Annotated in this window: 9 protein-coding genes; 4 read left to right on the top strand and 5 right to left on the bottom strand. The window is 58.7% G+C overall.

Annotated features, from left to right (window positions below):
* Nucleotides 1–26: 26 nt before the first annotated feature.
* From VNM72_06485 to VNM72_06475, 3 genes are all read left to right on the top strand, one after another.
* Entirely contained in the window at nt 27–1,208 is a 1,182-nt protein-coding gene (locus VNM72_06485) for an acetyl-CoA C-acyltransferase (GenBank protein ID HXF05047.1), read from the top strand.
* A 249-nt stretch (nt 1,209–1,457) separates the two neighbouring features.
* On the top strand, nt 1,458–3,242 hold the full coding sequence (locus tag VNM72_06480) for an acyl-CoA dehydrogenase family protein (protein ID HXF05046.1): 1,785 nt from the start codon (nt 1,458–1,460) through the stop codon (nt 3,240–3,242).
* A gap of 70 nt (nt 3,243–3,312) precedes the next feature.
* Nucleotides 3,313–4,473, top strand: coding sequence for an aminotransferase class V-fold PLP-dependent enzyme (locus tag VNM72_06475; GenBank protein ID HXF05045.1), 1,161 nt, complete (start codon nt 3,313–3,315; stop codon nt 4,471–4,473).
* Between the two features lie 92 nt (nt 4,474–4,565).
* Here VNM72_06475 and VNM72_06470 read toward each other — a convergent pair whose 3' ends face one another.
* The 3 genes from VNM72_06470 to VNM72_06460 form a co-directional block, all read right to left on the bottom strand.
* Complete coding sequence (locus VNM72_06470) at nt 4,566–5,903, bottom strand: DUF1015 domain-containing protein (GenBank protein ID HXF05044.1); 1,338 nt, start codon at nt 5,901–5,903, stop codon at nt 4,566–4,568.
* A gap of 346 nt (nt 5,904–6,249) precedes the next feature.
* A complete protein-coding gene (locus VNM72_06465) occupies nt 6,250–6,684 on the bottom strand; it encodes a DUF1761 family protein (GenBank protein ID HXF05043.1) in 435 nt (144 codons plus the stop codon).
* Nucleotides 6,685–6,915: 231 nt separating this feature from the next.
* The gene (locus tag VNM72_06460) at nt 6,916–8,178 is read right to left on the bottom strand and encodes a Phenylacetic acid catabolic protein (protein ID HXF05042.1); all 1,263 of its coding nucleotides are present in this window, start codon (nt 8,176–8,178) and stop codon (nt 6,916–6,918) included.
* Nucleotides 8,179–8,533: 355 nt separating this feature from the next.
* Between VNM72_06460 and VNM72_06455 the strand changes: the two genes are divergently transcribed.
* Complete coding sequence (locus VNM72_06455; protein HXF05041.1) at nt 8,534–12,379, top strand: TonB-dependent receptor; 3,846 nt, start codon at nt 8,534–8,536, stop codon at nt 12,377–12,379.
* Nucleotides 12,380–13,118: 739 nt separating this feature from the next.
* Here VNM72_06455 and VNM72_06450 read toward each other — a convergent pair.
* Together VNM72_06450 and VNM72_06445 are read right to left on the bottom strand one after the other, a co-directional pair.
* Nucleotides 13,119–14,003: a zf-HC2 domain-containing protein gene (locus VNM72_06450; protein ID HXF05040.1), complete on the bottom strand. Its 885-nt coding sequence runs from the start codon at nt 14,001–14,003 to the stop codon at nt 13,119–13,121.
* Nucleotides 14,004–14,073: 70 nt separating this feature from the next.
* The gene (locus tag VNM72_06445; protein ID HXF05039.1) at nt 14,074–14,691 is read right to left on the bottom strand and encodes an RNA polymerase sigma factor; all 618 of its coding nucleotides are present in this window, start codon (nt 14,689–14,691) and stop codon (nt 14,074–14,076) included.
* Between the last annotated feature and the right edge of the window lie 476 nt (nt 14,692–15,167).

Genomic DNA, 15,167 nt, shown 5'->3' with positions numbered 1-15,167 from the left:
CACATTTTTCGTAAGGAGAGTGCATCATGCGTGAGGCCGTCATCGTCAGTGCCGTCCGAACCGCTGTGGGTAAAGCCTTCAAGGGGACGTTGCGCCACACCCGACCGGATGATATGGCCGGAGCCGTCATCGCTGAGGCTCTCCGACGCGTCCCGCAGATTCAGCCGGAGGAAGTTGACGATGTGATTCTCGGCTGCGCCATGCCGGAAGCCGAGCAAGGGATGAACGTCGCACGCATTGCGGCGTTCCGCGCCGGTCTCCCCTATACGGTTCCGGCCATGACGGTCAACCGGTTTTGCTCGTCAGGGCTGCAAACGATCGCGCTCGCGGCCGAGCGCATCATGGCCGGGTTCGCCGATGTGATCATTGCCGGGGGTACGGAGTCCATGAGCCTCGTGCCCATGGGAGGTAATAAAGTCTCTCCCAACCCCACGCTCGTTGACACCTATCCCGACGTTTACCTGAGCATGGGATTGACGGCGGAAAATCTCGTGCGAAAGTACGGAATTTCCCGTCAGGAGCAGGATGAATTTTCCCTCCGCAGCCATCAACGCGCCATCGCAGCGATTGATTCGGGCGCGTTCAAGGATGAGATTGTGCCTCTGCCTGTGCGACGAGAGAAATTCGGGGATGGAGGGAAGGTCACCGTCGAGGAGATCATCTTCGACACCGATGAAGGCCCCCGGCGCGATACGTCGCTCGAAGCCCTGGCCCGACTGAAACCGGCATTTCATGCCGAGGGAACCATCACGGCGGGCAATTCTTCGCAGATGAGCGATGGAGCTGCTGCCGTCGTCGTCATGTCGCGGCAGAAGGCCGAGCAGTTAGGAATAAAGCCCCTTGCGGTCTTTCGCGCCTATGCGGTGGCCGGCGTTCCCCCCGAGGAAATGGGGATCGGACCAGTGGCGGCCATCCCCAAGGCCCTGCGGCTGGCGGGCCTCGACCTGAGTCAGATTGATCTCATTGAACTGAACGAGGCCTTCGCTGCCCAGGCTCTGTCGGTCATCAAGCTGCTCGAACTCGACATGAACAAGGTCAACGTCAATGGGGGAGCCATTGCGCTCGGCCATCCGTTGGGTTGCACGGGAGCAAAACTCACGGCCACGCTCCTCAATGAGATGAAACGCCGGCGGGCGCGCTACGGCATGGTCACCATGTGCATCGGCGGAGGAATGGGCGCTGCCGGGATTTTTGAGCGAGTGGACTGAGCCCGCGCGACAGCGGTCACCCCCGCACGGGCGAAGGGCGCATCGAGCTTGCGTTCGCCTCGCCACCGCCCGTATCTCTGCTTCTCCCCCGAAGCCGGTGCCCGGGCGCGTTCTTCGAGAGGAATCGGCCATGTGCTATCGCACGTCACAAACGATGATCTCCCCATGGATGAGAAGTGGCCACGGATGTTTTATCCGTACGAACCCTGCATCTGTGGGCGAGGGATTTTCCAAGGAGGCAATGACGCAATGACAGTAACACCGCATCCGTCGCTCAAAGGTGCCAGCTTTCTCATCGAGGACCATCCGGCCGAGGTCACGGTCACGCCCGAAGATTTCACCGAGGAACAACAGATGATCGCGCGGACAACGGAGGAGTTCATGGAGAAGGAAGTCTTTCCCCATAGCGAGGAAATCGAACATCAGAACTTTGAACTCACCATCGAGCTTCTCCGCCGCGCCGGTCAACTGGGGCTGCTGTCGGTGGAAATCCCGGAGACCTACGGGGGCATGGGCCTGGATAAGGTCAGTGCTATGATCGTCTCGGAAAAAATCGGGATGCACAGTTCCTTCTCCGTGACCTTCGGCGGTCACTCCGGCATCGGGACGGCTCCAATTGTGATGTTCGGCACGCCGGAGCAGAAGCAAAAATATCTCCCCAAATTGGCCACGGCGGAGATGATCTCGGCGTATGCACTGACCGAACCCGAAGCCGGGTCGGACGCGCTGGCCGGAAAGACGCGCGCCGATCTCAGTCCGGACGGTCGCCACTACGTCCTCAACGGGTCGAAGATGTGGATCACCAATGCCGGATTCGCCGACATCTTCGTCACTTTCGCCAAGATCGGAGGAGAAAAATTTTCCGCCTTCATCGTTCCCCGGACGACTCCAGGTCTCATCATCGGCAACGAGGAGAAGAAGATGGGGATTAAGGGGTCTTCGACGCGGGCGCTCACCTTCGACAACGCCCTCGTTCCGGCAGAGAACCTTCTCGGCGAAATCGGCAAAGGCCATAAGATCGCCTTCAATGTCCTCAACCTTGGTCGGCTCAAACTGGCGGCGGGCTGTGTGGGTGTGGGGAAGCTCGCCCTCCGCGATGCTGCCCAGTACGCGCGACAGCGTCATCAGTTCGGTCGTCCGATTTCCGACTTCGGTTTGATCAAGCACAAGCTCGCCGAGATGGCTATCCGGCTATGGATCGCTGAAAGCATGGTCTATCGAACGGCCGGACTCATTGATCATGCCCTGGCCGGAATCGCCTCCGATGATCAACTGCAGCGAATGAAGGCCGTCGAAGAATATGCCATTGAATGCGCCATCAATAAGGTGATGGCCAGCGAATTCCTTCACTACGTCGTGGATGAAGCGGTGCAGATTTTCGGCGGCAACGGGTACAGCCAGGAGTATCCGGTCGAGCGCTATTATCGTGACGCCCGCATCAACCGCATCTTTGAAGGGACGAACGAGATCAACCGCCTGCTCATCACCGAAATGCTCGCCCGTCGGGCTCAGTCCGGACATCTCCCGTTGCGCGAGGCTGTCAGGAGAGTGGCGACAGAAGGCGAATCCGCCGCTCCACTTTCGGTCAGCGATGAAGATCCCCTGGCGGCTGAGAAGCTGATGCTCACCCAGGCCAAGAAGGCCCTGCTCTTCGTTGCCGGAGTCGCCCTGGAGCGATACGCCGCCGGGCTGGCCGAGGAGCAGGAGGTCGTCGGCGCTCTGAGCGATATGATCATGGAAATTTTCGCCATCGAGAGCGGTCTCATGCGCGCCGGAAAAATCATCGCGCGGCGAGGCCATGATGCTGCGCAGCTCCAGATTGCCGGCATCCGGACCTATACCACGCAGGCGCTCATGAAGGTGGAGATGCTGGCCGAGATCGCCCTGACGGCGTGCAGCGAGGGCAGCGAACTGTCCCGTCATCTGACGACAGTGCGTCGCCTCTTGCGATACGTCCCGCCGGACACGGTGGCGGCGCGACGTCGTCTCGCTCACGCGGTCGTGGAGGCCGGTCGCTATCCCCTCGGCGAGTGAATACGACGGCCCCGTTCCTTTGCACCCTCACATCCCCAGGACGGAGCAAAAGTCACGGAGAGAACAGGGTATGGATCCACTTCTGGCCTGGCGCAAGGAATTCCCCATCCTCGATACAACCGTCTACATGATCAGTCACTCGCTCGGAGCGATGCCCCGACGGGCAATGGAGAGCCTTCAGGAATATGCCGATGTCTGGATGCGACGCGGCATCCGGGCCTGGGAGGAGGGATGGTGGGAGATGCCCGTGACCCTTGGCGATCTCATCGGGCGGATCATCGGGGCCGGACCGGGCGAAGTGGTCATGCATCCGAATGTCTCCACCTGCATCGCCATCGTCCTTTCGTGTTTCACTTGGACGGGCCGCCGCAACAAAATCGTCTGCGAGAGCCTGGCCTTTCCTTCGACGCTCTATCTTTACCACGCCCAGGAGCGCCTCGGAGCACGGGTTGTCACGGTCGCTTCCGATGATGGCATCACCCTGCCGCTCGAACGGATGCTGGCGGCAATTGATGAGGAAACACAACTCGTGTGCGTCTCGCACGTCCTGTATCGAAGTTCGTTCATCCAGGACCTCGAGACGATCACGCAGCGGGCGCATGAGGTGGGCGCGTACGTTCTGGCCGATCTCTACCAATCAGTGGGGACGGTTCCCGTGGACGTACGTCGCATCGGGCTGGATTTCGCCACCGGGGGCTCGGTGAAGTGGCTCTGCGGAGGACCCGGAGCAGGCTATCTCTACGTGCGTCGCGATCTCTGGAGTCAATTGGAGCCTCGCGTGACCGGCTGGATGGCCCACCGGGATCCGTTCGCCTTTGAATCAGGCCCGATCCGGTACGCCGATACGGCCTTTCGCTTCCTCACGGGGACGCCTCACATTCCCGCGCTTTATGCCGCTCGCCCGGGATACGAAATCATCAACGAGATCGGCGTCGAAGCGATCCGCGCGAAATCCATGCGTCAAACCAACCGGCTCATCGAGCTGGCCGATGACGCCGGTTTTCGCGTGGCCTCTCCCCGGGAGAGTGCCTCTCGCGGCGGAACGGTTGTCCTCGATGTTCCTCATGGTCAGGCCGTCACGCGAGAGCTTATCCGCCGGAACATTCTCGTTGATTACCGTCCCGGCGCCGGCATTCGGTTAGGACCTCATTTCTATACAACGGACGATGAGCTGGAGTGGTGCATCCGGGAAATTCAAACGATTCTCCAAACCCGCGCCTATGAAAAATAGGGGAGATTCTGCCGTGGCTGCACTGAGGTTCGCACGTCAAGAGCGTCTTCAGATGAACAGCCTGGGGTTGATCGGTTCGCTCGCGTCGTTGTTCAGGGCGAGTCCAGCCGATAAATCGTGAGGCCGGAAAGAAGCTTGGGATAAAAGTCGGTTGACTTCTGCGGCAGAACTTCTCCGGCGAGGGCCATCTCCCAGACCTGCTCGACGCGGGTCGGGTTGAGAAAGAAACAGATCGGTGCATTGCCGGAGGCGACTGCTCGAATCCCTTCGGGAAATTCCCGGAGATACGTAATGGGTGGTTCCAGTGCGATCCTTTCAGGCGAAAGTCCCAATCCTCCTTCGAGGATCACTCGATGGAGGATGACAACGTCCAGACTCCGCTCACGGGGACTGAGTCCGTTGAGAAGTGTTTCCGTTGACCCGGTCGGCCTGAATGTCAGGAAGTAAAACCGATCGCCCGGTGCCGGATACATCCCGATGGCGATGCGGTCGCGGCCCCGTCGCCGAAGGTCATCGGACAGAGCGGCGAGGACCTCGTCGCTATGCTCGCCGACAGAAGCGCTGGCCAGCTCGAAATGCTGTGAAAGGAATTCCAGGAGCCTCGGTAAGTCGAACCGTTCCAGCCGGTGAATGAGCCGGTGGGTCGGCAAAATCGTCAGTCCTCCCGCCGCGATGTTGAAGAAGGTCATGGGCATCCGTTCATAGGGCTGTGTGTCGTCCGAGCGGCATGCTTCCGCGCGGCGCTCGTTGCGATAGGCGAGAGCTGTCTCATAACGGTGGTGCCCGTCGGCAATGACGAGCCTGTGGGCCGCCATCGCTTGCTGGACGGCTGTGATGAGAGCCTCGTCGCTAACGACCCACAGAAGATGCTCGACACCATATTCATCCACAACGGAGAGGTCCGGCAAAGAAGCCCTCACGCCTTGGAGCAAGCGTTCGATCACTTCCTCTTCATCCCGGTAGAGCATGAAGATAGATTCGCAATGCGCATGCGTATGCCGGAGCAGGCGCAGCCGATCTTCCTTCGGTGCGCTGTGCGTCCGCTCGTGACGAAAAACAACGCCCGCCTCATAATCCTCGATCTGTCCGAGGGCGATGAATCCCCGGCGGAACTTGACCTCATCGGTTCCGGGAACGCGATACCGTTGATCGTAGAGATAGAGCGCAGGACGGGGGTCCGGGACGAGAATGCCGTCCTTCACCCAGGATTGGAGCGTGTCTCGCGCCCGAGTGTATACGTTCGACTCATCGTCATCGTCTGGGTGCACGCGACCGAGAATGAGGCGCACGAGATTAAACTCGCTCAGGCGATAATACCGCTCCTGCATCTCCGGGGTGATCTTGTCATAGGGTTGGGTCAAAACCCGGGAGAGGTCGCCAACCCGCTCGCGGTTATAACGCCAGGCTCGAAACGGATAAATTTTCGCCATACTCGGTGAAGGTAAAATCTGTCACACCCCGATGAGATTGTCGAGGGTCGCTTGAGATCCGGCCAACACTTTTGCTGTCGGGATGACTCTTCGGAGGGATCGTCGAGGAACCCAGATCTCGTCCTCTGACATCCCCACATATTCGCCGGGATAACCGAGTGAAAAATCCTCGCTTTCTCACCCTTAGGGGTTCGCGTCATCTTCTCTCGTGGCTGACCGGACGAATCGCCGTCAAATATCCACGAGAGGACCGCCCATCATTCCGCCATCAGGAATCAGCAACCGCTTGCGCGCGTGCGCGGGATGGAAAGCATCATCAGGCAATTATCGTCTGAGGAGTTGAGGATTACGAAGCCGCAGCCGGGGCTTGTTCTCGATAGAGATACCCTGCTGCGAGGAGTCCCGCGACGATGTATTCGACAAGGCTCACAACAAGCGCGATAATGCTGAGATCTCTCGGCCAGAGGTTCCAGGGGATGAGGACTACGACCATTAGAAGCGAGCTGACGATCCAGAGATAAATGCTGCAGATAATGGCCGTCTTCGGTCCGGCTCCGTAGCGGGGACGAATGGCAGCATAGAGCCAGGCCAGGGCTATGCCCACGACAAACCCGACAATCCATAAAAGAATGGTGGCCTGCATGCCGGCAGCTTGCTCGGTTACTTTCCTCATGGCTTCGTCCCAGCGCTCGCGCAGCAGGATGCCATGGACGACCTGTTCGACGACATTGATGATTAAACCACCCACGATACCACCAAGGATAATGCGCCCAATATTCATTCTTCCCCCCTCCTTTCGTTTGGTCACCTGCTGGGCGATAGCATAAATCCTATTGCTTCTGCCGTCAATCACTTTTTGGCCGGCCGACAGACTCTCCGGGAGAAGGAGGCAAAGGGATTGCGCACTCTCTGATCGAAAGATCCTCCGGCGCTTAGAGGAGAAGGCTAACAGACTACAGCTCGAACCTGTCTTGCCATCGCCGCCTGAAAGAGGCGGCGTCAGACGTACGCTCTAACCGAAGTACATCTCGCTCGGTGTTTCCTGCTGGTGCTCCGTGAGCAAGGCGACGTAATTCCGGAAATCGGCGCTGCCCAGGTAGCTCTCGGGGAGAACCGTTTGCAGGTAGCGAATGTATTGTTCCGGCGTCAGGGGCCGACCTCCTTCGGTGAGAAGATTCCCGCGAACATCGTAGGGCTTGAGGATGATTTCCTGAGGACCGCGTCGCCGGAAGAATTTTCGATCCGGCAGATAGAGGAGGTCTTCGGGGCGGATTCCCTTTTTAACCTCCCCAGAGGTGAGGATCTCCCGGACAAGCGTTCGGGCCTCATCGGGCGGCATGTTGGGGTGGTGAGTCCGAACGATTGCCACATTCGTTCCCTCGACGATTCCTTGAACTTCAGCGATATATTCGGCCTGGGCCTGCCCGTTAGTCTTGGTCTTGAAGCCAAAGATGACCATCGTTTCGCCACCCTGCTCATTGCCGAACATCTCCAGTCCTCGGGGGTACCACTTGTTCAAGGCACGCTGAATATCGCTTATTGAGTACGGGCCCGTTCCTTGAGTGGCCTGCACGGCCAGCTCCTTCAGATACCGACGACCGAAGCCCATGTGAAAACCTTCTTCCTGAAGCATGGGCATCATGCTCCGCGCCATCGGGGCGTAGCTGAAGACCTGTTGCATATCGAGCTGATACTTTCCGACCAGATCAATGACTGCTGTATAGACGGTGTTGTCGAGGAAATCGCGGAATTCGATGTTGAAAGCATCGAGCACATGAGACCCCATGCGCATCGAGAGAAGCTCCTCAATCGTTTCAGCGGCCACATCGCCGTGACCGGGTTTCTTCCACGTCGGGTCATGGTCGAGGACCCAAAACATTTGATAGGCGTGTCGTAATTCCTCGGCCATGATGCGCAAAATGTCAAAGCGGGCCTCATCACTGACGGCGGTGTCCAGGCTCATCCGATGCTGCTCAATGGAGCCAAACTCGGTCGAGCATTGAGCACGAATGACACGACGCGCCGTGTAGAACATGTTTCCCGCCATCTCGCGGGCCCGCTCGAGCTTCTGGCAGCCTGCATACTTGCCCACTTCGATCGTGTCCGAGCGCAACTCTCCTACTTTCGCCACCAGCTCAAATGGCGGTAGCCCGGGGAAATATTTATGCCAGTATTTCAAAAGAAGTTCGAGTTCGGGAAAGTTCTTCTTCTGCCAATCAACGATGGCATCGTGGTACCTGGAACTAATGCGCGTCGTCGTGTATCGGACTCCCATAGCACCCCCTCAGGCTTTTTCGTTAAAAGCAAGGGCCTATTGTGCCATCGGTCACCGGCGATTGCAAGTAGCAGGCGAGGGGCACGGGTTACGTCGGCGCACCGGGGCGGGACAGTTGAAAGAAGAGGGCAGGACTCCCCGTTTGCCCTCGTGAAGGCTGTTCCCGGCAGGAGAGCCGAATTTCCAAATTTTCGGAGGCGATTTCCAAATTTCTGGAAGATCGGCGGGCGGTCATTTTCACCAGTGACTGGCATTAAAGAGGTTACGGTGGGGGTTGTCTGGCGGCATGGAGGTTGCATATAATCACGGCGACCAAGGCCAGCAGTAAAAACCAAACAAGGAGGAACGCATCTGTATGTGGCGACGCAAAATCACGCGTTGGTGGGCCAGCGGGCTGTGTAGCCTGATGCTCGGCATCGGGCTCACGACGGCAGCGCTGGCTCAGGCGACAACCTCAATTTCCGGCACGGTGACCGATCCGACGGGTGCGGTTGTCAGCGGGGCGACCGTGACGCTGACCCAAGCGGCAACTGGCATTACGCGAACGGTCACTACCAACGAGAAAGGTTATTACACCTTCACGCAGGTTCCACCGGGACGCTACACTCTGCGGGTGGAACAAACCGGGTTCAAGACGATCGTCCGGGAGAACCTGGAACTTCAGGTTAACCTCCCCACCGTCCTTGACGTTCAATTCACCGAAGTAGGGCAGGTCGTCGAGACGGTGGAAGTGGTTGGCGAAGCGCTCATCAACAAAACCGATGCCAGCATGGGGAATGTCATCGGTGAAGTCCAAATCCGCCAGCTCCCGCTGCAAGCGCGAAATGTCGTCAACCTGTTGAGTCTTCAACCGGGCGCCGTCTATCTTCCGACGGGAGATATTCGCAGCGGCAGTATCAGTGGGAGTCGGAGCGATCAATCGAATGTCACCCTGGATGGAGTAGATGTGAACGATCCCCAGTTTGGTTTCGCCTACACATCGGTGTTGCGAATGACGCTTGATTCGGTGCAGGAATTTCGCGTGACGACCACCAATTACAATGCGAGCCAGGGCCGCTCCAGCGCTGCCCAGGTGAGCCTCGTCACCAAACGCGGCACCAATGAGGTTCACGGGTCGGCCTATTGGTATCACCGCAACACCGCCACCTCGGCCAACGAGTACTTCAATAAGCTGGCCCAGATCGAGTCGGGCCGCCCCAACAAACCGCCCAAGCTCAACTGGCACATTTTCGGGGCGTCGGCTGGAGCTCCGATCATCAAGAATCGCTGGTTCATCTTCGCAAACTACGAAGGATTCCGCGAGTCGTCGGAGCTGTCGGTGACCCGCGACGTTCCCTCGATGTTGTTGCGCAACGGCTACATTCAGTATCGTTGCGCAGATCCCGCCCAGTGCCCGGCAACAAGCATCACAATTGGCGGGCGAACGTTTTCGGTTCCGGCCGGCGTGCGTGCTCTGACACCGCAGGAGCTGGCCACGGTTGATCCTCTGGGAATCGGACCGAACCCGGCCGCGTTGGCCCACTTTCAGAGATACCCGGAGCCGAATGAGCCGGGCATTGATGGATTGAATCGTCAGGGCTTCCGGTTCACCGCACCGATCAAAAACGAGGAGAATACGTTCATCCTGCGAACTGATTTCAATCTCGATTCGTCCGGACGGCACGTCCTGTTCTGGCGTGGGAATCTTCAGGATGATACGCGCCGCGGTGCACCGCAGTTTCCCGGTAATCCGCCGAACACGCTGACGCTGGTGAACCCGAAGGGATTCGCCCTGGGCTATGATTCGGTCCTGTCATCCAACGTGACCAACTCGTTCCGTTGGGGGTACACCCGATTTAAGGAGGAAACGGCAGGACTCCAGCAGCGCACACAGGTCACCTTCCGCTTCTTGAGCGATCTCCCGGCAACCACGCGCAGTTCGGGACGGGTGACCACGACCCACAACCTGGTGGATGACATCTCCTGGATCAAAGGTGCGCACACGATTCAGGCGGGGACAAATATCCGCTATACCCGTCTCCCTCGGTTCACGCTCGCCAACTCGTTCCACACGGTCGTCACTAACGGATCCTGGTTGTTGGGTGTGGGACGGTTCACCGCTCCGGGACATCCGCGCTGCGCGCAACCCGGGTGCACCCGGTTGCCGGCGGTCTCCTCCGGTTTCTATGCGGCGTGGGGAGACTCTGCGACCCTTATCTGGGGCCTTATCACGCAAATCACCGCCCGGTATAACTACGACAGGCAGGGCAATACGTTGGCTGAAGGCGAGGCCGTTCGTCGTCGGTTTGCCTCCAACGAGTACGAAGGATATGTCCAGGATGTCTGGCGTATTCGACCCAACTTCACGCTCACGCTGGGCGTGCGCTATAGCTACTTCTCACCCCCGTGGGAGACCAACGGGTTGCAGGTGAAACCGGTGCCCAGCTTCGGCGAGTTCGTCGAGATCCGTCGGGCCAACATGTTGCGCGGTATTCCCTCCAACGAAGCCCCGCGCATCAGTTTCGATCTGGCCGGACCGGCGAACAATCGTCCCGGCTACTACCCGTTCGATTACAACAATTGGGCGCCGCGCTTCGCCGTTGCCTGGTCGCCTCGGGATTTCCTCCGTTTCCTCTTCGGCGAGGGGAAGACGGTCTTCCGGTTGGGCTACGGGCTCGTCTACGATCGCATCGGTCATGGGCTGGCCACGACTTTCGACGAAGGCGGCTCCTTCGGGATGTCCACCTCACTCACCAATCCATCGAGTACGCAAACCGAGGCGACGGCTCCGCGGTTCACCGGTATCTACGATATACCCCGCGTGGATCGAGCGGGCAATGTGATTTTACGGCCCGCCCCACCGGGAGGCTTCCCGCAAACACCGCCCTTCGGTCTTTTCGCCATTACCACCAGCATTGACGATACGCTGGTGACGCCTTACGCCCACATGATTAATTTCGTCATCGGCCGCGAGCTGCCCAAGGGCTTGAGCGTTGAGCTGGCCTACGTGGGCCGCCGGGGACGGAAGTTGCTCACCCGGCGTGATCTCGCCATGCCGCTCGACCTGGTTGATCCCAAGTCGGGCATGAGTTATTTCCAGGCGGCCTCAATACTGGCGCGACTGATCGAAGCCAATACGCCCGTGAGCGCCGTTCCTCGAATTCCCTACTGGGAGAATATCTTCCCCACAGCCGGTGCACGCGCCGGAGGTGGCTTGACCAATACACAGGCGATCTACCAGGTGTTCCTTGACAACGCGCCCGATTACACGACGGCGCTCTTTATCCTCGATGTCAACTGCGTCCCGGCCTGTGCCTTTGGAACGGCCGATAATCCGGCGGGGCGTCCCTTCTCCTTCTTCCATGATCAGTACTCGGCGCTGGCCGGTCAAAGCACGATCGGTTTCTCCGAATACCATGCCTTCCAGCTCGTCTTCCGCAAGCGCTTCAGCGCCGGAACGCAGTTCGACTTTAACTACACCCTCTCGAAGTCGCTCGACCTCACGTCGGATGTTGAGCGCGGAGCTTCCTTCGGTAATGCCGGCTTTGGCGGATACTCCAACTTCATCATCAACAGTTGGAACCCGAGACTTCAATACTCGCACTCGGACTTCGACCTGCGGCACCAGATCAATGGGTCGTGGATCTTTGAGCTTCCCTTTGGTCGCGGCAAGCCGGTCGGTCGAGATGTGCCCGGGTGGGCCAATCATATCATCGGGGGCTGGCAGACGACGGGCGTGTTCCGCTGGACGAGCGGTCTGCCGGCTAATATCATCAACGCCCGATTGGCCTGGCCGACCAACTGGAACCTCCAGGGCAATGCCGAACTCAAAGAGGGCGTCACCTTCAAGGACCTGGAGAAGCTGACCAAAACGAATAAGAGCGTGCGCTTCCCCGATGGCAGGGTTCGACCTTCGATCTTCTCCAATCCTTCGGAGGTGCTCAAGCTGCTGCGCTTCGCCAGGCCCGGTGAGGTGGGGTTCCGCAATCGCATCCGCGGAGATGGGTACTTCACCATTGACTTCGGCTTGATGAAGGCGTTCCCGATCTATGAAAATCACCGGCTCCAGTTCCGCTGGGAAGTTTTCAACCTGACGAACTCCGTGCGCTTTAACACCGGGGCGCTGACCGTCTTGCCCGATATTACGGCGACATTCGGTCAGTATCAGGGGACGCTCACCAGGGAGCGCATCATGCAATTTGCCCTCCGGTACGAATTCTGATCATCCGCAGGAAATATATCGGCTGGCAGCAAGGCAGATCTTCCGCTTTGCTGCCAGTCGCTTTCTTTCTGACCAAAAGCACCTCGGTTAAAGGCACACGAGTCCTTCGTTCCTTCTCGTCCCGATTCCCGGAGTCCTCCGATAGCGGTGAGTCCTACCTCCAGCAAATACAGGCTGATGTTGTTCAGTAGAGGGCTTAAGGGGGCCTATGAGATCACGCGAACCGTCGAGTCGGAAAATTTCTCGCCCGCTAAATCTGGATTTCAACGTCCGTCAGAATGCGAGGTGGCGGAAGCGAGCGACGCCGGGGGGATCAGGACAAACGCCGGTGGCGTTCACCGGTGCGCGCGAGCGTAAAGCCGATGGGTCGTTCCCTTTGACAGCTTGTGGGAATGGTTGGGTGCCATTGTCCTGAGGCAAGCGCAAGCGATCCCCCAGGACACGCGACACCCCAAAATTTTCCCCAATTGCGCGTACGCGCAGGACCAACCTGAAGAAGGCGGCAGGGGCTCTCCATCTCGTTCGCCCATTCTGAGCAGTGAACCAGGGGCGTAGTCGTAAATGGCCAAAAAGGGGAAGAGGCCATCATGTTAGGTCCGTTCCCTCCTTCCTGGGTGGTTTCAAGATTTGTTCAAGCTCGCCTGAGATTCGACTCCGTAGCACTTCAGGTCACACTCTGGCCGCCGGGTCCGCCGGCGAAGATCACCGATTAATGCCGATCTCTCGATCGTGAATCCATCTACCGGTACTGAAGGGAGAGGAGGTATTCGGCAACTAGTTGAGATTGCCTGCCTCTTTGACCCAAGACGATGATGCGGTAGTCCCCCGCGCTCAAGAAGGCTCTCGCTAGCAGGAGCGTGAAATTTCCCTGAGGACCGGGGCGCAGTCCGGTGGCTCGCCAGCGCACCTGGCCGCCGGCATCCACAATTTTGATCTCATACTCGCGATATTTCGCCCGGCTCTCTCCGACGAGGATCACGCTGAAGTTCTCCGTCGTGGGGGGCACTGTGACTTGATTCACCGGACTCGGAGCCCCCGATCGTCGAAGCATCTGCTGGGAGAAAACATCGTAGACCGGGATATTCGGTTGGGGCTGACGGAGCTGGGCCAGTTGTGATTCATACTGGCTCTGCAGGGCGCGGGCCTGTTCCTGCAGGAGCTGATTCTCTCGTTCCAGTTCCTGCCGTCGCGTTTGCTCGGTTTGTAATTGCATGGCCAGTCGCTGCCTCTGCTGCCACAGGTGGAACGTCGAGAGGATGAGACCCACGGCCACCAGGAGACTGGCAGCCAGAGCGAACGCGGGAGAAAGGCTGAACGGAGCGCCGATCACCACTTTCTCTCCGGCCCGCACGCGCCGCCAGAGAGTTTTCCACTCCCGGCGGAGGACGCGCCTGGGGATCGGTTCTTCTCCTTCTCGAATCGGCTCGAAGAAGTCCGCCACGTCTTTGAGGGCCGCCGTACAGGCATCGCACCGTACAAGATGCGACCGCATGCGTTCGGCGTCCTCCGCCTCAAGCTCTCCGCGCACGTAGGCGATCAGCTCGTCCTCGTCGAGATGGCGCCTCAGGCGATCCTCCCATTCTTCGCGGAGCGCTTCCAAATATCGTCGTAGCTCTCCATTCATCGTTCGACCTCCGGCCCTCAATTCTTCGCATAGTGGCGAAGGTCTCAGTCCCTTGTCGCGGTTGGGTCGCTCACAATTCCACCTCGCCGAACAGGGCGCTGAGCCGTTCTCGCAGCGTCTTCCGCGCCTGATGCAGGTGCGCTTTGACCGTGTTGACGGAAATACCCAGGATGGTGGCGATCTCCTGAACCGACTGCTCCTTCACGAGGCGCAGGTAGACGCACCGACGCATCTGCACGGGCAATTGCTCTATGGCCTCGCGTAACTTGTTCAATTTCTCGTTCTCCAGCACCGTCTCCATCGGATCGGCCGTCGCCACTGCACCGGATGGAGCGCCAAAAGGGCTCTCCGGCGTGCTCGCCTGGATTTCCTCGAGCGAAATCTCGGCTGCGGTCCGCTTCTTCGCCCCTCGTCGTTCCATCTCGTTGATGTATGTGTTCTTGGCGATCCTATATAACCACTTCTCGAACCGGGCGCTTTCGCGAAGCTCGCCCATTCCTCTATAGACAGAAAAAAAGACCTCTTGGGTGAGGTCTCGAGCATCCTCCGGCGACATCCCTTTCCTCCGGAAGAACCGGTAGATTGGGCCGTAGTAGCGCTCGAAGAGCAAGCGGAAGTTTTCTTGGACGTTCAGCCCTTGCCCGAGTTCCCGCAGGATCGCTTCATTCGCTTTCTCCCCACCGACCACGCTCCGGATTATACCTTACGAACGTCTGACACAAAATATACCCCTCGCGCACTGTCCCCGGCCGTGAGCCCTGACCGTGCCCGACATTATGCCTCGAACCAAGCATTCAACCCAACCTCTTACTCCGCAGGCGTCTATTGCAATCCCGTGATTTTCGGAGGAGTCGCCCTTAGCGACAGTCATGGCGGGCGGCAGTTTTTTGAGGATAGAGAATTCCCTCATCTTCAAAACTTTCCTTGACTTTTCGAGCCCTGTGCGTATACTAGCTCCGGCAAAAGGAGGAGATAAGCCAGGCCAAAAGGAGTAGTCGGGCCGGAGTGAAGAGAGTGGGAATATAGGGTGTAGGCGCCGTGAGGTGGTGAGTTCCCTGATGCTGAAATGACGCCCTCCAGCTCCCTGAGCATCCCCTGACTTGCGGTCCTTTAGAGCTTCCTCCAAACCGGCAGGGTCAAAGCTGCGGGAAAATTTTGCGAGTA

The organism is Blastocatellia bacterium, from assembly GCA_035573895.1.
GTDB lineage: Bacteria > Acidobacteriota > Blastocatellia > HR10 > HR10 > DATLZR01.
Note: the sequence above shows the minus strand (reverse complement) of the source record. Positions and strands in the feature narration are given on the sequence as shown.